Annotated in this window: 24 protein-coding genes; 7 read left to right on the forward strand and 17 right to left on the reverse strand. The window is 46.5% G+C overall.

All coding sequences use genetic code 11. From position 1 onward, the window contains the following. The first annotated feature begins 416 nt into the window (after positions 1-416). From ilvG to ilvA, 5 genes are read left to right on the forward strand one after another with little or no spacing between them, the layout of a single operon-like run. On the forward strand, positions 417-2,063 hold the full coding sequence (gene ilvG, locus R7E47_RS22605; RefSeq protein ID WP_005378960.1) for an acetolactate synthase 2 catalytic subunit: 1,647 nt from the start codon (positions 417-419) through the stop codon (positions 2,061-2,063). 11 nt (positions 2,064-2,074) lie between these two features. Next, on the forward strand, positions 2,075-2,359 hold the full coding sequence (gene ilvM / locus R7E47_RS22610) for an acetolactate synthase 2 small subunit (protein ID WP_005378958.1): 285 nt from the start codon (positions 2,075-2,077) through the stop codon (positions 2,357-2,359). A gap of 12 nt (positions 2,360-2,371) precedes the next feature. Then, the gene (gene ilvE, locus R7E47_RS22615) at positions 2,372-3,310 is read left to right on the forward strand and encodes a branched-chain-amino-acid transaminase (protein ID WP_258669683.1); all 939 of its coding nucleotides are present in this window, start codon (positions 2,372-2,374) and stop codon (positions 3,308-3,310) included. A 13-nt stretch (positions 3,311-3,323) separates the two neighbouring features. Next, positions 3,324-5,165, forward strand: a complete 1,842-nt coding sequence (ilvD, locus tag R7E47_RS22620; RefSeq protein WP_005383859.1) for a dihydroxy-acid dehydratase — start codon at positions 3,324-3,326, stop codon at positions 5,163-5,165. A gap of 2 nt (positions 5,166-5,167) precedes the next feature. Beyond that, positions 5,168-6,715: a threonine ammonia-lyase, biosynthetic gene (gene ilvA / locus R7E47_RS22625; protein ID WP_017635600.1), complete on the forward strand. Its 1,548-nt coding sequence runs from the start codon at positions 5,168-5,170 to the stop codon at positions 6,713-6,715. A 54-nt stretch (positions 6,716-6,769) separates the two neighbouring features. On the opposite strand, the gene punR is transcribed toward ilvA, so the two are convergent. Further along, positions 6,770-7,672, reverse strand: coding sequence for a DNA-binding transcriptional activator PunR (punR, locus tag R7E47_RS22630; RefSeq protein ID WP_005378948.1), 903 nt, complete (start codon positions 7,670-7,672; stop codon positions 6,770-6,772). Positions 7,673-7,824: 152 nt separating this feature from the next. Between punR and punC the strand changes: the two genes are divergently transcribed. Further along, on the forward strand, positions 7,825-9,030 hold the full coding sequence (gene punC / locus R7E47_RS22635; protein ID WP_005378946.1) for a purine nucleoside transporter PunC: 1,206 nt from the start codon (positions 7,825-7,827) through the stop codon (positions 9,028-9,030). 44 nt (positions 9,031-9,074) lie between these two features. Here the strand turns inward: punC and R7E47_RS22640 are convergent, their stop codons facing one another. Continuing rightward, a complete protein-coding gene (locus R7E47_RS22640) occupies positions 9,075-9,851 on the reverse strand; it encodes a transporter substrate-binding domain-containing protein (RefSeq protein WP_005378944.1) in 777 nt (258 codons plus the stop codon). A gap of 115 nt (positions 9,852-9,966) precedes the next feature. Here R7E47_RS22640 and R7E47_RS22645 point away from each other — a divergent pair, with 115 nt between their 5' ends. Beyond that, on the forward strand, positions 9,967-10,707 hold the full coding sequence (locus R7E47_RS22645) for an amino acid ABC transporter permease (RefSeq protein ID WP_213965829.1): 741 nt from the start codon (positions 9,967-9,969) through the stop codon (positions 10,705-10,707). Positions 10,708-10,787: 80 nt separating this feature from the next. Here R7E47_RS22645 and glmU read toward each other — a convergent pair whose 3' ends face one another. The 15 genes from glmU to mioC all read right to left on the reverse strand — a co-directional run bounded on the left by glmU (position 10,788) and on the right by mioC (position 24,582). Then, complete coding sequence (glmU, locus tag R7E47_RS22650; protein WP_005378938.1) at positions 10,788-12,149, reverse strand: bifunctional UDP-N-acetylglucosamine diphosphorylase/glucosamine-1-phosphate N-acetyltransferase GlmU; 1,362 nt, start codon at positions 12,147-12,149, stop codon at positions 10,788-10,790. A gap of 149 nt (positions 12,150-12,298) precedes the next feature. Next, complete coding sequence (locus R7E47_RS22655) at positions 12,299-12,721, reverse strand: F0F1 ATP synthase subunit epsilon (protein ID WP_005378937.1); 423 nt, start codon at positions 12,719-12,721, stop codon at positions 12,299-12,301. A gap of 18 nt (positions 12,722-12,739) precedes the next feature. Next, complete coding sequence (atpD, locus tag R7E47_RS22660; protein ID WP_005383849.1) at positions 12,740-14,143, reverse strand: F0F1 ATP synthase subunit beta; 1,404 nt, start codon at positions 14,141-14,143, stop codon at positions 12,740-12,742. A gap of 35 nt (positions 14,144-14,178) precedes the next feature. Then, a complete protein-coding gene (gene atpG, locus R7E47_RS22665; RefSeq protein ID WP_005378932.1) occupies positions 14,179-15,045 on the reverse strand; it encodes a F0F1 ATP synthase subunit gamma in 867 nt (288 codons plus the stop codon). A gap of 44 nt (positions 15,046-15,089) precedes the next feature. Then, entirely contained in the window at positions 15,090-16,631 is a 1,542-nt protein-coding gene (gene atpA / locus R7E47_RS22670; protein WP_005378931.1) for a F0F1 ATP synthase subunit alpha, read from the reverse strand. 13 nt (positions 16,632-16,644) lie between these two features. Beyond that, the gene (atpH, locus tag R7E47_RS22675) at positions 16,645-17,178 is read right to left on the reverse strand and encodes a F0F1 ATP synthase subunit delta (protein WP_017635596.1); all 534 of its coding nucleotides are present in this window, start codon (positions 17,176-17,178) and stop codon (positions 16,645-16,647) included. Between the two features lie 14 nt (positions 17,179-17,192). Beyond that, a complete protein-coding gene (atpF, locus tag R7E47_RS22680) occupies positions 17,193-17,663 on the reverse strand; it encodes a F0F1 ATP synthase subunit B (protein WP_005378929.1) in 471 nt (156 codons plus the stop codon). Positions 17,664-17,737: 74 nt separating this feature from the next. Beyond that, positions 17,738-17,992: a F0F1 ATP synthase subunit C gene (gene atpE / locus R7E47_RS22685; RefSeq protein ID WP_002540812.1), complete on the reverse strand. Its 255-nt coding sequence runs from the start codon at positions 17,990-17,992 to the stop codon at positions 17,738-17,740. Positions 17,993-18,049: 57 nt separating this feature from the next. Beyond that, a complete protein-coding gene (gene atpB / locus R7E47_RS22690) occupies positions 18,050-18,862 on the reverse strand; it encodes a F0F1 ATP synthase subunit A (RefSeq protein WP_005378922.1) in 813 nt (270 codons plus the stop codon). A gap of 8 nt (positions 18,863-18,870) precedes the next feature. Beyond that, positions 18,871-19,260 carry a F0F1 ATP synthase subunit I gene (locus R7E47_RS22695; protein ID WP_005378921.1) on the reverse strand — a complete coding sequence of 130 codons (390 nt, stop codon included), beginning with the start codon at positions 19,258-19,260 and terminating at the stop codon, positions 18,871-18,873. 189 nt (positions 19,261-19,449) lie between these two features. Next, the gene (locus tag R7E47_RS22700) at positions 19,450-20,331 is read right to left on the reverse strand and encodes a ParB/RepB/Spo0J family partition protein (protein WP_005383840.1); all 882 of its coding nucleotides are present in this window, start codon (positions 20,329-20,331) and stop codon (positions 19,450-19,452) included. A gap of 24 nt (positions 20,332-20,355) precedes the next feature. Next, positions 20,356-21,129: a ParA family protein gene (locus R7E47_RS22705; protein WP_005383838.1), complete on the reverse strand. Its 774-nt coding sequence runs from the start codon at positions 21,127-21,129 to the stop codon at positions 20,356-20,358. 10 nt (positions 21,130-21,139) lie between these two features. Continuing rightward, positions 21,140-21,775, reverse strand: coding sequence for a 16S rRNA (guanine(527)-N(7))-methyltransferase RsmG (gene rsmG / locus R7E47_RS22710; protein WP_005378902.1), 636 nt, complete (start codon positions 21,773-21,775; stop codon positions 21,140-21,142). Further along, positions 21,775-23,670 (reverse strand): tRNA uridine-5-carboxymethylaminomethyl(34) synthesis enzyme MnmG, encoded by a 1,896-nt coding sequence (mnmG, locus tag R7E47_RS22715; RefSeq protein WP_005378901.1) that lies wholly within the window; start codon positions 23,668-23,670, stop codon positions 21,775-21,777. The genes rsmG and mnmG overlap by 1 nt, the downstream gene beginning before the upstream one ends. A 477-nt stretch (positions 23,671-24,147) precedes the next feature. Beyond that, positions 24,148-24,582, reverse strand: a complete 435-nt coding sequence (mioC, locus tag R7E47_RS22720; RefSeq protein WP_005378900.1) for an FMN-binding protein MioC — start codon at positions 24,580-24,582, stop codon at positions 24,148-24,150. Positions 24,583-24,601: the final 19 nt, after the last annotated feature.

A 24,601-nucleotide genomic window follows, 5' to 3' on the forward strand; every position in this document is an offset into this window, starting at 1 on the left:
TGGTTATGTTATATACCGCGTCCCAATTGAGAGTTAATGTGAAAAAAGAATGACTTTTTGCTTGTCATGCAGCGGAATTGTGTGATACCACTAATGACGCAAACAATTTCGTAGAACATTACACAACATTTTTTAACGAAAAAAGAACGACAGACAGATGAACCTTTTCGCTCATATCAACGCACTGCTAGCCCTGATTATCGTGGTCATTATTGGCACCGCGCGGGGTATTGTGGGCGAAAGGTAACCACAAATTACAAAAAACCCCCGCACTGAAAAGTCCGGGGGTTTTTTTACAACTACAAGTTGTCATCTGTCTAACCCTCGGACAGTTTAACGGGAAGAATGGGAGTGCACATGAAGTGCAATAAATATGGCAATCGCTACGAGCCACAACGTAGCAAAGGAGGTTTACGATGACTGGTGCACAACTTGTCGTAGCCGCTTTAAGACAGCAAGGCATCGAAACCGTTTTTGGCTACCCCGGCGGGGCCATCATGCCAATCTATGATGCTTTGTATGACGGTGGGGTGGAACACATCCTATGCCGTCACGAGCAAGGGGCCGCTATGGCAGCTATCGGGATGGCTCGTTCCACTCAAGACGTTGCTGTGTGCATGGCAACTTCTGGCCCAGGAGCCACTAACCTTGTTACCGGCCTTGCCGACGCTTTCCTTGACTCCGTACCTCTAGTTGCCATCACAGGCCAGGTTGCTAGCTCTCATATCGGTACCGATGCATTCCAAGAAATGGATGTGATCGGAATGTCCCTAGCCTGTACTAAGCACAGCTATCTCGTGACCGAAATTGAAGATCTAGCTCCGACACTTGCCGAAGCCTTTGAGGTCGCAAAAACCGGTCGTCCGGGTCCTGTCATTGTCGATATCGCCAAAGACGTTCAACTCGCTCAAGCACCTACAGACCTTCTTCCTCCATACATAGCACCAGCAATCGAAGATGTCAGCGCTGAAGATATCAAACGTGCGCAAGATGTGCTGGCAGCATCTACTCGCCCAGTGTTGTATGTTGGTGGTGGCGTGCAACTTGCGAAAGCAACCGATGCAGTACGCGAATTTCTTCGCTTAAACCCAATGCCTGCAGTTAGCACATTAAAAGGCCTCGGTACCATTGAACGCCATGATCCTCACTATCTTGGTATGTTGGGTATGCATGGCACCAAAGCCGCCAACCTAGTGGTTCAAGAAGCCGATCTATTGATCGTGGTTGGCGCGCGTTTTGATGACCGTGTGACGGGTAAGCTCGATACGTTTGCACCAAATGCGAAAGTGATTCACATCGACATTGATGCTGCGGAGATTCATAAACTGCGCCACGCCAACGCACCATTACGTGGCGACATCAACACCATTCTTCCTCAGCTAGAGCTGACTCAAGATATCTCACCGTGGGTTCATCACAGTGAAAGTCTGCGCAGCGGCTTTAAGTGGCGTTACGACCACCCAGGCGAGTTAATCTACGCACCGCTATTGCTTAAACAACTGTCTGACATGATGCCAGATAGCTCAATTGTCTCGACCGACGTCGGTCAGCATCAGATGTGGGCAGCGCAACATATCCAGCCACGCGAACCACAAAATTTTATCACTTCTGCTGGCCTTGGCACCATGGGCTTTGGCTTGCCAGCAGCGATGGGCGCTGCAGTCGCACGTCCTGATGATCAGTCTATCCTTATTACAGGTGACGGTTCATTTATGATGAACGTTCAGGAATTGGGCACGCTGAAGCGTCGGCAGATTCCAGTGAAGATTGTCCTTCTTAATAACCAACGTCTTGGCATGGTTCGCCAATGGCAGTCATTGTTCTTTGACGGTCGCCACAGTGAAACCATTCTTGATGACAACCCAGATTTCGTGATGTTAGCAAAAGCATTCGATATCCCGGGCAAAACCATCACCAAGAAAGAAGAAGTCGAACCTGCTCTCAAAGAGATGCTAGCGAGTGAAACTTCTTACATGCTTCACGTTTTGATTGATGAAGAAGAAAACGTGTGGCCATTGGTGCCACCTGGCGCATCAAACAGTGATATGTTGGAAAATACATAGGAGACAATCGCATGGACAGATATTTACTCGACATCAAAGCCGATGACAAACCGGTACTGTTGGAGCGCGTTCTACGTGTGATTCGTCACCGAGGTTTCGTGATCAAACAAGTCGCTGCTACGCAAAACCACGAAAGCAAAGTAGCCAGCGTCGAGATCATCGTCGACAGCGATCGACCAATCTCGTTTTTGATCAATCAAATAGAGAAGTTGTGGGACGTTCGTAAGGTTGAGGTGCTAAAAATCCGCAACGATGAACTGCCAAATCACAACTTACAACAACACGTAAGTGCATAAGGAAGGCAACATATGGCAACGAAAACTGCAGATTTCATTTGGTTTAATGGTGAGATGGTTCCATGGGCAGAGGCGAACGTTCACGTTCTGACTCACGCAATGCACTATGGTACATCCGTGTTTGAAGGCGTGCGCTGTTACAACACACCAAAAGGCCCAATTGTCTTCCGTCACCGTGAGCATGCACAACGTCTAAAAGATTCTGCCAAGATTTACCGCTTTCCGATCCCTTTCTCTGTAGAAGAAATCATGGAAGCGACCCGCGAAACACTGCGCCAAAACAAACTCGACAGCGCTTACATTCGTCCATTGGGTTTTGTCGGGAATGTTGGCTTAGGCGTATGTCCACCAGTTGGCACTGAGATGGATCTAATCATTGCAGCATTTCCTTGGGGCTCTTACTTAGGCGAAGAAGCGCTAGAAAAAGGTGTCGATGCGATGATTTCAAGCTGGAATCGCGCTGCGCCAAACACCATCCCAACTGCGGCTAAAGCAGGCGGTAACTACCTATCTTCACTACTGGTTGGTGGTGAAGCGCGTCGTCACGGTTACGACGAAGGTATTGCGCTAAGCGTAGATGGTTACCTATCGGAAGGGGCTGGTGAAAACATCTTCGTTATCAAAGATGGCGTAATCACTACACCACCAGCAACTAGCGCGATTCTACCGGGCATCACTCGTGACTCGATCATGACAATTGCACGCGATAAAGGCTACAAAGTACGTGAGGCGAACATTGCTCGTGAAGCCCTTTACCTTGCCGATGAAGTCTTCATGACAGGTACTGCGGCTGAGATTGTACCAGTGGCAACCATCGACAAAATTGAAGTAGGTACAGGTAAACGCGGCCCAACCACTAAAGAACTACAAGCAGCCTACTTTGGCCTATTTGACGGCACCACGGAAGATAAGTGGGGCTGGTTAGACTATGTGTACCCAGAACAGAAGTAAGAAGGATTAGGAAATGCCAAAATATAGATCAGCTACCACCACACATGGTCGTAACATGGCGGGTGCACGAGCACTGTGGCGTGCAACGGGTGTGAAAGAAGAAGACTTCGGTAAACCAATCATCGCCGTTGTAAACTCGTTTACTCAATTTGTTCCGGGTCACGTACACCTGAAAGACATGGGCCAGCTTGTAGCGCGTGAAATCGAAAAAGCCGGCGGCATCGCAAAAGAATTCAACACCATCGCGGTTGATGATGGTATCGCAATGGGTCACGGCGGCATGCTGTACTCACTGCCTTCACGCGAACTGATCGCAGACTCTGTGGAGTACATGGTCAACGCGCACTGTGCCGATGCCATGGTATGTATCTCTAACTGTGACAAAATCACTCCGGGAATGTTGATGGCATCTATGCGTCTCAACATCCCGGTTATCTTTGTTTCTGGTGGTCCAATGGAAGCGGGTAAAACCAAGCTTTCTGATCAGATCATCAAACTAGACCTTGTAGATGCGATGATCCAAGGCGCGGATCCAAAAGTGTCTGATGAGCAAAGCGAGCAGATCGAACGCAGCGCATGTCCAACGTGTGGATCGTGTTCAGGCATGTTCACTGCAAACTCAATGAACTGTCTAACGGAAGCACTGGGTCTTTCTCAACCAGGTAACGGTTCTATGCTGGCAACGCACGCTGACCGTGAACAACTGTTCCTTAATGCAGGTCGTCGTATCGTTGAACTGACTCGTCGTTACTACGAGCAAGATGACGAATCAGCACTGCCACGCAACATCGCTACGTTTGATGCGTTCGAAAATGCGATGGCACTGGATATTGCAATGGGTGGCTCAACCAACACCATTTTGCACCTGTTGGCTGCAGCGCAAGAAGGTGAAGTGGATTTCGATATGGAAGATATCGATCGCCTATCACGCCAAGTACCACACCTATGTAAAGTGGCACCATCTACCCAGAAATATCACATGGAAGACGTACACCGCGCTGGTGGCGTCATGGCAATTCTTGGTGAGTTAGATCGTGCAGGTCTTCTACACAATGATGCGCGCACCGTGCTTGGCCTTTCGATGAAAGAGCAGCTGGCGAAATACGACATCATCCAAACTGAAGACGAAGAAGTACTTAAGTTCTACCGCGCAGGTCCTGCGGGAATTCGTACTACTCAAGCGTTCTCACAAGATTGCCGCTGGGATCGCCTTGATGACGACCGTGCGGAAGGCTGTATTCGTACTATCGATCATGCCTTTAGCCAAGAAGGTGGCCTAGCCGTTCTATCAGGCAACATCGCATTAGATGGTTGTATCGTTAAGACTGCTGGTGTGGATGAGAGCATTCATAAATTCACTGGCCCAGCCGTAGTTTTCGAAAGCCAAGAAGACGCCGTAGAAGGCATCTTAGGCGGCAAAGTAAAAGCTGGCGACGTGGTTGTTATCCGTTACGAAGGCCCTAAAGGTGGTCCGGGCATGCAAGAAATGCTTTACCCAACCACTTATCTAAAATCGATGGGCCTTGGCAAAGAGTGTGCACTTCTGACTGACGGCCGTTTCTCTGGCGGCACATCAGGTCTTTCTATCGGCCACGCCTCTCCTGAAGCAGCAAACGGCGGTGCAATTGGCCTGGTAAAAGAAGGCGATATGATCGCAATTGATATTCCAAACCGTTCAATTTCACTCCAAGTGTCTGAACAAGAACTTGCTGAGCGCCGTGCAAAACAAGACGAACTAGGCTGGAAACCAGTTGACCGCCAACGTGAAGTTTCATTTGCACTCAAAGCGTACGCGAGTATGGCAACCAGTGCTGACAAGGGTGCAGTACGAGACAAGTCGAAGCTAGAGGGCTAGCAATGATGGAAGCTCAACCCGAAAAACAAGTGAACCAAACTGGCGCAGATTATCTGCGCCAAATCCTTCGCGCACCTGTTTATGAAGTAGCAACAGTGACGCCACTGCAAGAAATGCCTCGTTTATCTGCACGTATCGGGAATAACGTGCAGATCAAGCGTGAAGATCGCCAACCCGTACACTCGTTCAAATTGCGCGGTGCATACAACATGGTGGCGAGTTTATCTGAAGCACAAAAAGCCGCTGGTGTCATTGCAGCATCGGCAGGTAACCACGCTCAAGGCATGGCGCTCTCTGGTACTAAGCTAGGCATCAAAACCACCATCGTGATGCCTAAAACCACACCAGACATCAAAGTCGATGCGGTACGTGGCTTCGGTGGCAATGTAGTGCTGCACGGCAGCAACTTTGATGAGGCAAAAGCGGAAGCGGAACGCCTTTCTGATCTGCATGGGTACACATTTGTCCCTCCTTTCGATCACCCACTGGTGATTGCAGGTCAAGGCACCATCGGCATGGAAATGCTGCAGCAAAATGGTCACCTTGATTACATCTTCGTCCCTGTCGGTGGTGGCGGTTTGGCTGCCGGTGTTGCGGTACTCGTGAAGCAGCTCATGCCAGAAATCAAAGTGATTGCGGTCGAGCCAGAAGATTCTTCATGCCTCAAAGCGGCATTGGATGCAGGTGAACCAGTAGTATTAGACCAGGTCAGCATGTTTGCCGATGGCGTTGCAGTAAAACGCATTGGCGAAGAGACGTTTCGTCTATGCCAAAAGTACATTGATGGCCATATTGCAGTCTCTAGCGATGAAATCTGCGCAGCAGTAAAAGACATCTTTGAAGACACCCGTGCGATTGCAGAGCCTTCTGGCGCGCTTGCTCTGGCGGGTTTGAAGAAGTTTGCTGAGCAAAACAAACTGCAAGGTAAGAATTTAGGTACTGTGCTGTCTGGTGCCAACACTAACTTCCATGGCTTACGTTATGTTTCTGAGCGTTGCGAGCTTGGTGAGAAACGTGAAGGTTTGCTTGCCGTCACCATTCCTGAGCGTCAAGGTGCCTTCTTTGAGTTCTGTAACCTCATTGGCGGCCGCGCCGTAACGGAGTTTAACTACCGCTACAACGATGACGCATTGGCAAATATCTTTGTCGGTGTGCGTTTGCAAGGCGGTCAGGAAGAGCTAGAACATATCATTCACGACTTACGTGATGGTGGCTACCCAGTGGTTGATTTGTCTGATGATGAAATGGCGAAGCTGCACGTGCGCTACATGATTGGTGGTAAGCCGTCTAAGCCGCTTAAAGAGCGCCTCTACAGCTTTGAATTCCCAGAATATCCGGGAGCGCTACTCAAGTTCTTAAGCACACTCGGTACTCATTGGAATATCAGCTTGTTCAACTACCGTAACCACGGCGCTGACTACGGACGTGTTTTATGTGGTTTCGAGTTAGATGAAAGCGATTTAGCTCAGTTTTCTGCACATTTACGTGAACTTGGCTATCAATGCAAAGACGAGACAGACAACCCATCGTATAAGTTTTTCTTGTCATAAAACGCCACATTTTAAACATATCAATGAAAACACCTCGCTAATGCGAGGTGTTTTTTATGACTGTAACCAATCTTTATGTAGCTGATTAGGCGACCCAAGATAGTCCACCATCCACTGGATCAATTTATGATTATCATCTTTGCGCCATACTAAGCAGCAGTGACTGAGCGGTTTATCATCCGGCATGACCTTCTCCACCAGCACACCATCATTGATTAAGGGTGTTGCAATATGACGTGGCATGTAACCCACGCCCACCCCATTTTTTAAACATTCAATCGCACTATACCAATTGGGCAATAATAATCGGCGCTGTTGCGGATAATGGCCAGTATGGCGTTTTGGCAGCACGTTCGAAGTATCATCAAGACAGATCGCCGGAAATTGACTCACAAACGCTTCAGTAAGCACTTGTTGTCGAACGCAAGGATGAGCGGGTGACATTACAAATGCCCAATCTAATACGCCCATATCTTTGACTTCAAAATCTCCCCCAACGGGAACCGCAGATGTCGCGCCAACGACAATGTCGGCTCGACCTTGTGCTATGGCTTCCCAAGAACCATTGAAGACCTCCATATTGATCTGCAATTCAGCAAATTCAAACTCGCGATAGAAATCTTCCACCAAAGGTTTGAGTTTTTCTAACTTCACCACGTTATCTAAGGTCAGCTTTAACGTGCTTTTCCATCCTTGAGCCGCTCGCCGCGTTTGTGCTTTCACCTCTTCCATTTGACGCAGCAAAGAGCGCGCCTCGGCCATAAAAAGTTCACCCGCTGGAGTTAGCTCGACTTTCCTTGGTAAACGTCGAAACAGCACCACATCTAAATCTTGCTCGACCTGCCTTACTCCATAGCTGATGGCTGAGGGGACTTTATGCAATACCTCAGCCGCAGCGGTGAAACTGCCTAAACGGGCAACCGTATCCAGCATTTCCAAAGACGCTTTAGAGAACATGATTTAACCTTTCAAAAAATTTGATTGATAACCAACAATTTTAGCGTTTTATTTTCTCAAAATCGAAAAATAGAATAATAAGGTAAATAAATCAGGGTTGGCGACAACTGATGTTGATTAAAAAATGATTAAATAATTTGACTGGTTGAATCATGAAAATCTCAAAACTACAGCTCATTTATCTGGCAGCATTATCGATGCTTGGCTTCGTTGCTACCGATATGTATCTGCCAGCATTCAAAGCGATGGAAATCGACTTTGCAACAGGCCCTGAGCAAATTGCGCTCTCTTTAACGGTATTCCTCGTTGGTATGGCGATTGGCCAGCTAATGTGGGGATTGGCATCCGATAAATTTGGCCATCGTAATACACTCGCAGCCGGGTTGGTGCTATTTACTATCGCGTCATTCGGTTTGGCTTTCTGTGATCAAGTATGGCAACTACTCACACTGCGCTTTATCCAAGCTATCGGTGTGTGTGCACCAGCCGTGATCTGGCAGGCTATGGTCATTAAACGCTACTCAAGCAGTAGCCAACAAATTTTTGCGACAATCATGCCACTCGTCGCGCTATCACCAGCACTAGCACCTCAATTAGGGGTTGTGTTGGCAGATAACTTCGGCTGGCACAGTATCTTTATTACGCTAACACTAGTTGGCGTCTTTTTGGTCTTTGCGACCATGGCACAAAAAGACGAGAAAGCAGAAATCAAACAAACCAGTATGTCTGCCGACATCAAAGCGCTGCTGAGTTCTAAAAAATACCTTGGCAACGTGTTTATGTTTGCGACGGCTTCAGCTGCATTCTTTGCTTACCTAACTGGGATGCCAGAAATCATGGCGCAACTGGGCTACGAAGCAAAAGATATTGGTTTGAGCTTTATCCCACAAACCATCGCGTTTATGGCTGGTGGCTACTTAGGTAAAGTAGGCGTTCGAAAATTTGGTGATGAAAAGGTTCTGCGCCAACTGATTGGCCTATTTAGTGTCGCGGCATTAATGATTTTCATTGCTTCACAGTGGGAGCTGTCATCGATTTGGCCTATTCTTGCGCCATTCTGTTTGATTGCCGTTGCTAACGGCGCACTGTACCCAATCGTGGTAAACCGTGCACTGGCCAGCGCACAACAGAGCCCTGCAACAGCAGCAGGTCTGCAAAACAGCCTGCAAATCTGTGTAAGTAGCTTCTCAAGTGCATTGGTAGCCGCAATGGCAAGCCAAGCTCAGATGGTTACTGGCATCGCAATCATCATCTGTATGGGTGGGCTGTGGATGGGATACATTCTGTCGAATCGCGAATTATCCAAGCACTTTACGACTCCTGACAACGCCCGAGTCGTGAGTGAAGACGAACTTTAATCGTTCAGATAATAAAAAGAGCCGCGCAATGCGGCTCTTTCTGTTTATAAGCTTTTCAACCCCCATTTCTTGGCAGTCTGCTTAAAAAAGCCTTGAGTCTTTTTCAACTCTACCCAGTGATTGATGTAATTAATCCATACTTGATCGTCTTGCGGCAACAACATAGCAATTGGGGTTGGTTTACGCGGTGCGGTCACTGGCACTATCGCCAACTGTTTAAACTTATCCACCAACGTCGCTGCTTCCACATTGGACGTCACCGATACATCGGCCCTGCGAGCTAGTAGTTCTTGGAAGTCGCGCGCTGGCGCTTCAATAACAATATGCTGAGCAGACGGGAAGAACTCTTTCACCATTTTTTCTTGTACCGTACCTAACGTCGCCGCGACTTTTACTTCTGGTTTATTAAAATCCGCCCAATCAGAGAATTTGGCGAGATCTTTCTTTTGCACCACAGGTACAAAGGCAAGGTAGAAATATGGCTGGCTATATCCAGCTACTTTCGCGCGAGACATGTTCAGAGATGCGCTGCCAGTAATATCGTATTTGTTGGCGGTAATGCCATTAACTAGCGTCTTCCAATCCGTGGGAACATACTCCACTTTTACACCGAGATCTTTAGCAAGTTCTGTTGTTACATCGATATCGAAGCCACGATAACTGTTTGTCGCAGGGTCTTTCATCGTCATCGGATTCCAATCTCCCGTCGTTCCAACTCGGAGTACGCCATTGTCTAAAATGGATTGAAGACGGCTTTCAGCGTGAGCGACTTGAGTCGCAGCAAGCAAACACATTCCTAGCACTAGTAAAATCTTTCTCATTTTTATTCCCTTAAAAATAATGACCTTATACGGTTTAATAATTAACCTTTATTAGAGCTCTACTGATAACATAGCAGCAACAAAGGAAGTTTTTTAGTTAATTCAGGGAGTAAATGTGACGTTTCGAACTCTATGGCTGTTTTCATTGCTATTACTCACTGGTTGTTCAGATTATCAATGGGGCTGGTATGTACTTGACCCTTCGACGGATCAAGGGCTCACCAATCTAAAGTTTTTAATCGCTGGGTTTAATGACACCATTCAGGTATCACTCCTCAGTATGTTATTTGCGATGAGCTTGGGCCTGATCGTTGCGTTACCCGCTCTGTCGGACTCTGCCTCTCTGAAGTGGATAAACCGTATTTATGTCGAGGTGATCCGTTCAGTGCCAGTTTTAGTCTTACTACTTTGGGTGTATTACGGCATGCCTACACTATTGGATGTCTCACTCAATCACTATTGGGCGGGTGTTATTGCACTGACTATCGCTGAGAGTGCGTTTATGGCGGAAGTGTTTCGCGGTGGGATACAAGCTATCAGCCGTGGCCAACATGAAGCGGCTGAATCTTTGGGCTTAAGCTATTGGCAAAAGATGCGCCTGGTAATTCTTCCCCAAGCATTTCGGCAAATTCTCCCACCACTGGGTAATCAATTTGTCTACATTCTCAAGATGAGTTCTTTAGTCAGCGTTATTGGTTTAAGCGATCTCACTCGCCGTGCTAATGAGCTGGTGGTGAATGAGTACTTACCCTTAGAGATTTATACCTTCCTCGTTTTGGAGTACTTGTTGCTCATCCTATTTGTATCTCAAGCCGTTCGTTGGATCGAAAAACGTATTGCCATTCCTAGCTACTAGCGATGAAGCCTTAGCTAGAAACAACAAAGCCGCTCTTGTTGAGCGGCTTTGACAATATAGAGACAGAGTGTAGGTAATGCTTATTTCTGTTTTACAGGACGCTGCCAGCCAGTAATTTTGCGCTCTTTGACGCGAGTAATTACTAACTCACCTTCTTCAACATCTTTTGTTAGTGTCGTGCCTGCACCGATGGTTGCGCCATCAGCGATAGTGACAGGCGCCACCAGCTGGCTATCAGAACCAACAAAAACATCATTACCGATGATGGTTTTAAACTTGTTCGCACCATCGTAGTTACAAGTGATAGTACCTGCGCCGATGTTAGTACGTTGACCGATCTCTGCATCACCTAAGTAAGTTAGGTGGTTCGCTTTTGAACCTTCTCCGATGCGCGCATTTTTCACTTCAACGAAGTTACCCACATGGGAATCGTTACGCATTTCAGCACCAGGACGAAGGCGAGTAAATGGACCAACCGTACATTCTTCACCAACCGTTGCACCTTCAATCACACTGTAAGGGCGAACGATGGTATTGTCGTCGATTTCACAATCTTTCAGTACACAACCCGCACCGATAACCACGTTATCACCCAGTGAAACATTACCTTCGATGATAACATTCACGTCGATTTCACAGTCCATACCGCACTGTAACTCACCACGCAAATCAAAGCGTGCTGGATCGCGTAGCATGACACCTTGCTCTAGCAGCTTCTGAGCTTGCATTGACTGGAAAGCACGCTCTAGACGAGCAAGCTGCGCGCGGTCATTGACCCCTTCCACCTCAATGGCATTGACTGGGTGTACTGCCTCAACGGCACGACCTTCATCGTGTGCAGCTGCAATAACGTCAGTTAGGTAGTATTCGCCTTGTGCGTTGTTGTTGTTTAAGCCAGACAACCAACGCTTAAGATCCCCACCAGTCGCAACCATCACGCCAGTGTTGATCTCTTTAATTTGTTTTTGTTCTTCTGTTGCATCTTTTTGCTCAACGATCGCAACAACAGGACCATTTTTACGGATAATACGACCGTAGCCTGTCGGGTTATCTAGAATCACTGTTAGTAGTGCAATACCGCCTGTTGGCTGTGCATCTAATAGGTTTTCAATCGTTTCAGCTGAAATCAGTGGAACATCACCGTAAAGCACCAGTACTTTTTCATCGTCTTCAAACTTCGGAGACGCTTGATCAACCGCATGACCTGTACCTAACTGCTCCGCTTGCAGTACCCAATTTACAGGCTCTTCTGCTAGCGTTTGCTGCATTTGATCACCACCGTGACCATATACTAAGTGGATGTTTTGTGCGCCAAGACCTGTACATGTATCAATCACATGTTTTGCCATTGGCTTCCCTGCCAAAGTGTGTAGCACTTTAGGCATGTTTGAATACATACGGGTACCTTTACCCGCAGCAAGGATCACAGCACTGAATTTCATTAATAACCTATTGACGTTCTATTTTAATTGGGCGTTATTTTAAACACCTTGGAAGGATTAGTTAATGGTGGGATGTAAATTTCCAACTAAAATTAATCAAAAAGGCGACCAATTGGCCGCCTTTTTTCATGCAACGTTGCTAATTGAGCTTAGCGACGCTTTTTTGTCAGCTCGATAACTCGTAGCTGAGCAATGGCTTTAGCCAGTTCACTGGCCGCTTGTGCGAAGTCCATGTCACCATGCTGATTCTGGATTTGCTCCTCAGCGCGGCGTTTGGCTTCTTCTGCCTTCGCTGCGTCTAGCTCTTCACCACGGATAGCTGTATCAGCTAGTACAGTCGCTGTACCAGGCTGAATCTCTACCATACCACCAGAAACATAAATAATTTCTTCGTGGCCGTGCTGTTTCACAATACGCACCATACCAGGCTTGATAGCGGTCAGCAGCGGTGTGTGACCATGGAAAATACCAAGTTCACCTTCGCTACCGGTCACCTGAAACGTTTCAACACGACCAGAGAAGATTTTCTTCTCAGCGCTTACTACGTCTAGGTGAAAGGTTATTGCTGCCATATCGCCTCCTAGTTAGCCTTATAGCTTCTTCGCATTCTCAATAGCATCGTCGATGCTACCGCAGTACATAAATGCCTGCTCAGGAATGTCGTCGTATTCACCAGCTAGTAGACCTTTAAAGCCACGTAGAGTCTCTTTTAGAGGTACGTAAATACCAGGGTCACCTGTAAATACTTCTGCTACGTGGTAAGGCTGAGTTAGGAAACGCTCAATCTTACGTGCACGAGATACAACTTGCTTATCTTCTTCAGATAGCTCGTCCATACCTAGGATAGCAATGATATCTTTCAGCTCTTTGTAGCGCTGAAGAGTCTGCTGAACACCACGAGCAACTTCGTAGTGATCTTGACCAACGACTAGTGGATCAAGCATACGAGATGTTGAATCTAGCGGGTCGATCGCAGGGTATAGACCCATTGCAGCGATGTTACGGTTAAGTACAACCGTTGCATCCAAGTGCGCGAACGTTGTTGCTGGAGACGGGTCAGTCAAGTCATCCGCTGGTACGTATACCGCCTGTACAGACGTGATAGAACCTGATTTCGTTGACGTGATACGCTCCTGAAGTACACCCATCTCTTCTGCAAGAGTTGGCTGGTAACCTACCGCAGAAGGCATACGACCTAGTAGTGCTGATACCTCTGTACCTGCAAGTGTGTAACGGTAGATGTTATCAATGAACAGTAGTACGTCACGACCTTCGTCACGGAAACGCTCTGCCATTGTTAGACCAGTCAGTGCAACACGTAGACGGTTACCTGGTGGCTCGTTCATCTGGCCGTAAACCATCGCTACTTTTGATTCTTCAGGCTTCTCAACGTTTACAACGCCCGCTTCCTGCATCTCGTAGTAGAAATCGTTACCTTCACGAGTACGCTCACCAACACCAGCAAATACTGATAGACCTGAGTGCTGTAGTGCGATGTTGTTGATAAGTTCCATCATGTTAACGGTCTTACCTACACCTGCACCACCGAATAGACCGATTTTACCACCCTTAGCGAATGGACAAATTAGGTCGATTACTTTAACGCCCGTTTCTAGAAGTGCAATTTCGTTTGATTGCTCTTCGTAGCTTGGTGCACTACGGTGGATAGAGTAAACCTCTTCCGCACCCACTTCACCACGCTCGTCAATCGCGTCACCTAGGACGTTCATGATACGACCTAGAGTTTTAGTACCTACTGGTACTGAAATTGGAGCGCCAGTGTTAACCACTTCTACTCCACGACGTAAACCATCAGAGCTACCCATTACGATACAACGAACTACGCCACCGCCTAGCTGTTGTTGAACTTCAAGAACTAGACGCTCTTTTGAGTCCGTTACGTTTAGAGCGTCATATACACTAGGTACATTGCTCTGTGGGAACTCTACGTCGACTACCGCACCGATGATCTGTACGATCTTACCTGTAGCCATCGTTAATCCTCTAAACTATTTCGTTTTACCTAAGCTTAAACCGCAGCTGCACCACCAACGATTTCTGATAGTTCTTGTGTAATCGCAGCCTGACGGGCTTTGTTGTACACAAGTTCCAAATCGTCAATCAAACTGGTTGCGTTATCCGTTGCAGCCTTCATCGCAATCATTCGAGCCGCTTGCTCACAAGCAAGGTTCTCAACCACACCTTGGTATACCTGAGACTCTACGTAACGCACTAATAGCGTATCCAGTAGAGGTTTTGGTTCAGGCTCATAGATGTAGTCCCATGAATGCTCACGCTGCATCTCTTCGCTGTCCGATTTAGGCAAAGGTAGCAATTGATCGATCGTTGGTTGCTGAACCATAGTATTTACAAACTTGTTGAATACTACATATAGACGGTCCAGTTCACCTTCATCGTATTTCTTCAGCATTACGCCAACAGAGCCGATTAGGTCTTGTAGGCTTGGATTATCTCCAAGACCAGAAACCTGTGCCGCAACTTTTGCGCCACCATGTTTAAAGAAAGCTGTTGCTTTTGAGCCAACAACGGCTAGCTCAATCTCAGCACCTTTCTCTCTCCATGCTTGCATGTCTGTAACGGCTTTTTTGAACACGTTAATATTCAAACCACCACACAGACCACGGTCTGTCGAAACGATGATGTAACCAACACGTTTAGCTTCACGCTCTTCTAGGTACGGATGACGGTACTCTAGGTTTGCGTTAGCCACATGACCGATCACTTTACGCATTGTTTCAGCGTATGGACGAGAAGCTTCCATTGCATCTTGAGAACGACGCATTTTTGAAGCTGCTACCATTTCCATCGCTTTCGTAATTTTCTGAGTGCTTTTAACACTACCGATTTTATTACGTATCTCTTTTGCGCCGGCCATCGTTACTCTCCGTTAGTTGGTGGCAGAAACTGCCACCGACCTAATTACCAAGTTTGGGTTGCTTTGAAGTCGTCAGTCAGTTTCTTCAACTGAGCTTCGATTTCATCGTTGTAAGCGCCAGACTTGTCGATCTCAGCTGCTAGTTCAGCGTATTGACCGCGAGCGTACGATAGTAGAGCCGCCTCGAAATCTAGAACTTTGTTAAGTTCTACATCATCAAGGTAACCGCGCTCTGCCGCGAAGATAGTTAGAGCTTGGTCAAATACAGACATTGGAGCGTACTGCTTCTGCTTCATTAGTTCTGTAACTTTTTGACCATGGTCTAGCTGTTTCTTCGTTGCGTCATCAAGGTCAGAAGAGAACTGAGCAAATGCCGCTAGTTCACGGTATGCAGCTAGTGCTGTACGGATACCACCTGATAGTTTCTTGATGATTTTCGTCTGAGCTGAACCACCTACACGAGATACTGAGATACCAGGGTCAACAGCAGGACGAACACCAGCGTTGAATAGCTCAGTTTGTAGGAAGATCTGACCATCGGTAATCGAGATTACGTTAGTCGGTACGAATGCTGAAACGTCACCTGCTTGAGTTTCGATGATAGGAAGAGCAGTCAAAGAACCAGTCTTACCTTTCACTTCACCGTTAGTGAAACGCTCTACGTACTCTTCGTTTACACGAGCTGCACGCTCTAGTAGACGCGAGTGTAAGTAGAATACGTCACCTGGGAATGCCTCACGGCCTGGTGGACGTTTAAGTAGTAGAGAGATCTGACGGTAAGCTACCGCTTGCTTAGATAGATCATCGTAAACAATCAGTGCGTCTTCACCGCGATCGCGGAAGTATTCACCCATCGCACAACCTGCGTAAGGCGCTAGGTATTGAAGCGCTGCAGATTCAGAAGCTGATGCAACTACAACGATAGTATTTTGTAGTGCGCCGTGCTCTTCTAGTTTGCGAACAACGTTAGCGATAGTCGATGCTTTCTGACCGATTGCTACGTAGATAGAGAAAATACCAGAGTCTTTCTGGTTGATGATCGCGTCGATCGCCAGTGCTGTTTTACCAATCTGACGGTCACCGATGATAAGCTCACGCTGACCACGACCAATTGGGATCATTGAGTCAACTGACTTATAACCAGTTTGCACAGGTTGGTCTACCGATTTACGGTCGATTACACCTGGTGCGATCACTTCTACAGGCGAAGTCATTTTCGCTTCGATTGGACCTTTACCGTCGATAGGCTCACCCAGCGTATTTACTACGCGGCCTAGCAGTTCTGGACCAACTGGCACTTCAAGAATGCGGCCAGTACCTGTAACTTTCATGCCTTCCTTAAGGTCAGCATATGGGCCCATTACAACCGCACCAACCGAGTCACGCTCAAGGTTAAGTGCCAGTGCATAACGGCCACCCGGTAATTCAATCATTTCACCTTGCATCACGTCCGCTAGGCCGTGGATGCGGATGATACCATCGCTTACCGATACGATAGTACCCTCGTTGCGAGCTTCACTAACAACTTCGAAAGATTCGATACGTTGTTTGATCAGATCGCTAATTTCCGTGGAATTAAGTTGCATGCTCCAATCCCCATTAAGACTGCAATGCATCGCTCAGGCGGTTCAAACGACCACGCGCTGAGTCATCGATGACTAGGTCTCCGGCTCGAATAATAACCCCACCAAGTAGGGTCTCATCTACACTGCAATTCAGCTTCACTTTGCGTTCAAGACGCTTTTCAAGTTTGCTGCCAATGTTTGCAAGTTGTTCATCAGAAAGCTCTGTTGCTGAAATTACTTCAACATCAATTTCTTTCTCATGTTCTTTTTTCAGAGTAAAAAACTCCGTGCAAACATCAGGAAGGGCCGCTAAACGACCATTCTCAGCCATTACCTTCAAAAGGTTTTGACCGTGCGCATCAACTTGTTCGCCGCAAACTGCAACAAAAATTTCTGCCATTTTGTCAGCAGAAACCGAACCCGTTAGTAGTTCGTTCATTTGTTCGTTTTTGGCCACTTCAGCAGCAAAAGATAACATTTGGCCCCATTGGTCCAACTGGTCTTTCTCTAAAGCAAAGTCGAAGGCTGCTTTAGCATAGGGGCGTGCGATAGTAGTCAAATCAGACATATGCGCCCCCAGACTTAAAGTTTTGCAGTAATGTTGTCGAGAATATCTTTTTGCGCATCTTTATCGATAGAACGCTCAAGGATTTTCTCAGCACCAGCTACAGCCAGAGTAGCAACTTGTTTGCGCAGCTCATCGCGTGCACGATTGCGTTCAGCTTCAAGTTCTGCTTCTGCTTGCGCTAGGATTTTCTGGCGTTCTGCCTGAGCTTCCTCGCGAGCTTCATCAAGAATTTGAGACTTACGTTTGTTCGCTTGTTCGATGATCTCAGTTGCTGTGCGCTTCGCTTCTTTCAATTGATCAGAAGCGTTGGCTTGTGCTAGATCCAAGTCTTTCGCAGCACGTTCTGCTGCTTGAAGACCATCAGCAATTTTCTTCTGACGCTCTTCGATCGCTTGCATCAATGGTGGCCATACATACTTCATGCAGAACCATACAAATAGTGCGAACGAGATTGCTTGACCTAGCAGAGTTGCGTTTATGTTCACAACAGCTACCCCTCTATTTGGACTTAGTGTTAATCAGTGACAAGCGATAATCGCCCGTCCCGAGTTAAAGGTGATTAACCTAGTTGACCAACGAATGGGTTTGCGAAAGTGAATAGTAGCGCGATTACGATACCGATCATTGGAACCGCATCAAGTAGACCCGCGATGATGAACATCTTAACTTGTAGCATAGGAGCCATTTCTGGTTGACGTGCAGCACCTTCTAGGAATTTACCACCTAGCAGTGCGAAACCAATCGCTGTACCAAGAGAAGCAAGACCGACGATAATACCTACGGCGATTGCAGAAAAGCTCAGTAAAGTTTCCATTACTATCTCCAATTTATAGTTGTTGGCTTAGTGCCCAAATAAAAAGCTTTAAAAAAATTAATGATCAGGATCTTCGTGTGCCATTGACAGGTAAACAATTGTCAACATCATGAATACGAAGGCTTGAATCGTAATAACCAAGATATGGAAGATTGCCCACGGTAGTGAACCCATCCATTGTAAGTACCATGGTAGCATTGCCGCACAAAGAATGAATACAACCTCACCCGCGAACATGTTACCGAATAGACGCATACCAAGTGATAGAGGTTTCGCTAATAGCGATACCACTTCAATTAGTAGGTTAAACGGAATCATCAGTGGGTGATTGAATGGATGTAGTGCAAGTTCTTTTGCGAATCCACCTAGACCTTTTACTTTGATGCTGTAGTAAATCATCAATGCAAAAACGCCTAGAGCCATAGCCATGGTGATATTCACATCAGCAGACGGTACAACCTTAAGGTAAGGAATACCTAGCCAATGCTCTGCTGGGTATGGTAAGAAGTCGATAGGAACTAAGTCCATCACGTTCATCAAAAATACCCAACAAAAGATAGTCAGTGCTAAAGGCGCGATCAGTGGGTTGCGTCCATGGAACGTGTCTTTGACGTTATCGGCGACAAATTCAACGATCATTTCTACAGCACACTGAAGCTTACCCGGTACACCCGCTGTTGTTCTCTTTGCTACTTTGTAAAAAATTCCGAGGAAGATTAAACCAGTAAACCAAGAAAAAAACAGGCTATCGATATGTACGTTCCAGAAACTTGTCTCCGACCCTACTAAACCCAACTTGTATAGCGATAGGTTAGAAAGGTGGTGGGCAATGTAACCGGACGATGTTAGCGCTTCACCTGGCGCAGCCATAACTCATCCTATTTTTTGTTGTTAATGAATAGCACTGGTGCACAGATATTAATACCTAGTACCAGCAAATAGGTTAGTTTGAGGGGAACAAGTTCCACCTGCATATACATGTAGGCAACATAGAACAGTGCAACCGTGATGAGAATTTTCAGTACTTCACCCGTATAGAAGGAAGCAGCGATGCGCTTGGCAGCGCGAGCTCCACTAAACATGAAAGCACACAGCGCGAATACTGCATTGGCAACAACAAAAATGCCTCCGCCAATCAGCGCTGAAAATCCCCAGTCAGGATTTATGGCTACCGCCATTCCTGCTGCCACAAAAATAACCGCGCCAGACTGGATCATTAACAATTGCCTTGCGAGCTCTCGTCCTGGTCTAGCTAACGCAGCTACCATGTATTCGTACCTCTAGTAATATCCACTTCGCACTTAACTCTCTGTGCTGGGAAATTGGCGAAAATTATACGTTCAGTTCAACGTAAAGCAATTCGATTGCATCAAAAACTTACAGTTTTGTTTACAAAACGACAACTTTCGCACAAAATTCGATTAATTAGATTAATTGACCTAAATCAATTATCTCATCTAGGCCTCAAGCTTGGCAATTAGTTGGTCCAATTTGTGAGGCTCATCAAGACTTATCGTCAATTTCGCTTTTCCGTTTGCAGAACGGGTAAGAGAAACTTTTGCATCAAGCAGCTGACTCAATTTATGCGACATTTGCTCGGCTTCGGTATCCTCTTGTTGCCCTTTTTGCTCATTTTGTGGGGCTAAGCACTTTTTTACTAACTGTTCAGTTTGGCGAACAGTCATTTGCTTCTTAGCCACTTGTTGAGCTACTTCGACTTGCTGTTCGCCTTCTAACGCTAACAGAGCTCGAGCATGACCCATTTCCAATTTTTTATCTGCAACCAGACCTTTTACATCAACTTCCAACTGATTCAGACGTAATAGGTTACTCACCGTCGTTCTTGATTTACCAATCACATCGGCCACTTGCTGATGTGTCAGCGTGAATTCATCTTGTAGACGCTCAAGCGCTTGGGCTTCCTCAATCACATTCAAGTCTTCACGTTGAATGTTTTCAATCAACGCCATGGCGATGGCGGCACGATCTTCAACTTTTTTCACCAAACACGGCACGCGTTTTAAACCCGCCTGCCTTGCAGCACGCCAGCGGCGCTCACCTGCGATGATCTCAAACTGACCATTTTCGACCTGGCGAACCACGATTGGTTGAATAATGCCTTGTGATTGAATCGAAGCCGCTAGTTCTTCTAGCGCTTCAGGCGCCATATCTTTACGCGGTTGGTATACGCCCGGCTGCAATTGACCAATCGCTAAATCGGTTAACTCACCGTCTGCCGATAATTCTTGGCTATGCGATGCAATATGCTGTTTTTCACGAGCAAACGAACTGGTCGACAATAACGCATCCAGTCCTTTTCCGAGACCACGCTTAGACATGGGATTGAATTCCTTAGGTTAGAGTTAAACTGGGATTTCTTCGCGGCGGAGCATTTCGCCCGCTAGAGCAAGATACGCTTTGGCACCTGCGGAGTACTTATCGTAGTACATTGCTGGCTTACCGTGACTTGGCGCTTCAGCCAAACGAACATTACGCGGAATGACAGTACGGTAAACTTTATTCCCAAAGTGTTTTTTAAGTTGATCGGATACTTCATTCGATAAGCGGTTGCGTGGGTCGTACATGGTACGCAATAAACCTTCGATTTTTAGGTTTTCATTCACAACAGCCGCTAACTTGCTGATTGTATCCATAAGAGCAGTTAAACCTTCTAACGCAAAGTATTCACATTGCATCGGCACCAGCACAGAGTCAGCTGCCGCCATCGCATTGATTGTAAGAAGGTTTAGAGAAGGAGGACAATCAATAAAGATGAAATCATAGTTATCGCGAACTGACGACAATGCATTTTTTAGACGCACTTCACGAGCGAAAACTTCCATCAATTTGATTTCTGCCGCGGTTACGTCTCCGTTCGCCGCGATCAAATCATACTTCCCTGTTGTTTGGGTACAAACGACTTGATCGAACGGTGTATCTTCGACCAAAAGATCGTATGCGGTGGCGTCGACCATATACTTATCCACGCCACTGGCCATCGTAGCATTGCCTTGCGGGTCGAGATCGATCACCAAAACCTTGCGCTTTGTTGCCGCCATCGAAGCCGCTAAGTTAATGCACGTTGTTGTTTTGCCGACCCCACCTTTCTGGTTGGCGATTGCTACAATTTTACCCACGATTACCTCGCTAATTTTCCTTGCGCGATAAGATTACTAGATGACGATCACCTTCCAACTCAGGAACAGCCAAAGATATGATCTCTGTCACACTGCACCATTCAGGAAGCTGATCCATTTCATCTTTAGGGTGCTGTCCTTTCAGCGCTAGAAACACCCCGTGCTCTTGTTTCGGCAAATGGTGGCACCATTCCACCATGTCTGTCATTGAAGCAAAAGCTCGACTCAAAACGCCATCAAATTTTTCTTCAGGTTGGAATTCTTCGACGCGACTTTGAATTGGTGTCACGTTTTTCAGCCCTAATGTGTGCACGACTTGCTTGATAAAACGAATGCGTTTGCCAAGACTGTCGAGCAAAAAGAAGGTTTTCTCAGGGTTCATTATTGCCAAAGGGATGCCCGGTAACCCCGGACCAGTACCAACATCAATGAAGCGCTCACCGGGCAGGTGTGCGCTTACAACGATACTATCAAGAATATGTTTCACTAACATATCAAGCGGATCACGTACCGATGTTAAATTGTACGCTTTGTTCCATTTGTCGAGCAGTTCGACATAACCAACTAACTGCTCTCGTTGCTGTTCTGACACTTCCAAATCGGTTTTCGCGATCAGTGAATCCAGCTTTGTTCGCAATGCGCTCATTATTCTTCCTCACCTTTCTTCAGCAAACCATGCTTTTTCAAGTGAACAAGTAGAATAGAAATTGCAGCAGGCGTAATACCAGAAATGCGTGATGCAATACCGATGCTCTCTGGTTTGGCCTCGCTCAGTTTAGCAACGACTTCGTTTGATAAACCTTTTACATCGCGGTAATCCAAATCAGCAGGTAACTTGGTATTTTCGTGACGCAGTGATTTTTCGATCTCTTCCTGCTGACGCTTGATGTAACCATCGTATTTCACTTGAATTTCAACTTGCTCAGCCGCTTGCTGATCTTCAAGTGCAGGAGCAAACGCTTCAAGTTGCGTCAGTTGCGAATAAGTGATCTCTGGACGACGCAGAAGATCCTCACCACTCGCTTCACGGGCCATTGGGGTTTTCAGCAGCTTGTTCAGCTCATCAACACCCTCTGACTTCGGATTCATCCACGTTGCTTTCAAACGCTGACGCTCCGTTTCCATATTGTTGATTTTCTCGTTAAAGCGAGCCCAACGAACATCATCAATCAAGCCTAGCTCGCGCGCTTTTTCCGTTAAACGTAAATCGGCGTTATCTTCACGAAGTAGCAGGCGGTATTCCGCACGAGAAGTGAACATTCGGTACGGCTCTTTGGTACCCATGGTCGATAAGTCATCAATCAACACGCCCATGTAAGCTTGGTCACGACGTGGGCTCCAGCCTTCTTTGTCTTGGCTAAACAAGCTTGCGTTTAGACCGGCCATCAAGCCTTGCGCTGCGGCTTCTTCGTAGCCAGTCGTACCATTAATCTGGCCAGCAAAGAACAAACCATGGATGAACTTCGTCTCGTACGTTTGCTTCAAATCACGTGGATCGAAGAAATCGTATTCAATCGCATAACCTGGGCGAACGATGTGTGCATTTTCAAACCCTTTCATTGAGCGCACGATTTGTACTTGCACATCAAATGGCAAGCTGGTCGAGATACCATTAGGGTATAACTCGTGCGTGGTTAGGCCTTCTGGCTCAATGAAGATTTGGTGGCTGTTTTTGTCAGCGAAACGCATCACTTTGTCTTCAATAGACGGACAGTAACGCGGACCAATACCTTCAATCACACCTGCGTACATTGGACTGCGATCCAAGTTACTACGGATCACATCGTGAGTTTGTTCATTGGTGTGGGTGATGAAACATGGAATCTGACGCGGATGCTGTTCACGTTTGCCCATGAACGAGAATACAGGCGTTGGGTTATCACCGTGCTGAGCTTCTAGCACTGAAAAATCAACAGTACGAGCATCAATGCGCGGTGGAGTACCTGTTTTTAAACGATCCACACGGAACGGCAGTTCACGCAGTCGATCCGCTAATGCGATCGATGGTGGATCCCCGGCACGACCACCAGACGAGCTTTCCATACCTATGTGGATCTTACCACCAAGGAAGGTACCCACGGTTAGCACAACGGCTTTCGCATGGAAGCGAAGTCCCATTTGAGTTACCACACCAACTGCGCGATCTTGTTCAACAATCAGATCATCAACTGATTGCTGGAACAACGTTAAGTTAGGCGCATTTTCTAATGCATTACGAACGTACGCTTTGTACAGAGCGCGATCGGCTTGAGCTCGAGTTGCTCGTACTGCAGGACCTTTGGAGGCATTTAGTGTACGAAACTGAATACCTGCATGGTCGATGGCTTCAGCCATCAAACCGCCCATAGCATCTACTTCTTTTACTAAGTGACCTTTACCAATACCACCGATCGCCGGATTACAAGACATCTGGCCTAATGTATCGATGTTATGGGTAAGGAGAAGCGTTTTTTGTCCTGTGCGTGCAGATGCGAGCGCGGCTTCCGTTCCTGCGTGTCCGCCACCGACAACAATGACGTCAAAGTTTTCGTGATAAAGCATGAACTGACCTCAGGTATTCAAAGGGATTTAATGGACAGATAAAGGAGCCGTATTTTACCTGCTTTATGCCAGAGAGAAAAACGTTTTCTCGTTTTATCCGTTTTAAGCTTCAAGATAAATATATATAAGATCTATATATATGATCTTTTATTAGATCTACTATTAGGATCGACCATTTCTGTGGATAACCTAAAAATGATCAACAAGATCATGGATCTTCTTTGGATCATATCTTGTGATCATGATTGGATCAGATCGAGGATTACCTGGGATCAAAAGTGGTGGTTATACACAGGGGGTAAAATTGATCAAAGTTGTTATTGGGATAACTAAAGGAAAATCACTGGATCTTATTGTAGTTATCCACAGTCTGTTTGGTTGGTTTTTGAGCGGTTAAACAAAATAATTTGGTGGGAGTTATTCACATGGGAGAAAACAGAGCCGAATTTCGACTCTGTTGAAGGGAAAGTCGTGAGTTTAAAAACGTTCGATATTCTCTTTTAACCACATTTCTGCGGCGTCTTCTGGCACATCATGGCTCAGTACATCGATTTTAAAGCAATCTGCGAGAGGGGTTGCACCAATATCCTCTAATAAATCATAAGCGTGTTGACCAGCGGCACAGAACGTATCGTAGCTAGAGTCACCAATCGCAATCACCGCAAATTTTACATCAGTCATTTTTGGCGGTGTATTTTGTAATGCTGCGATAAAAGGTTGGATATTATCAGGATACTCACCAGCTCCATGTGTAGAGGTGATCACCAACCACGTACCTTGATTTTCGATATCACTGAGGGAAGGCTGGTTGTGGATCGTTGTTTCAAATCCATTCTCGTTGAGTAGATCACTCAGGTGATCCCCTACGTATTCTGCGCCACCTAACGTGCTGCCTGTAATAATGTGGATCATACTTCTTCCTTATTGAATG

The sequence above is a fragment of the Vibrio sp. Vb1026 genome (assembly GCF_033338745.1).
In the GTDB taxonomy this organism is placed as follows: domain Bacteria; phylum Pseudomonadota; class Gammaproteobacteria; order Enterobacterales; family Vibrionaceae; genus Vibrio; species Vibrio alginolyticus.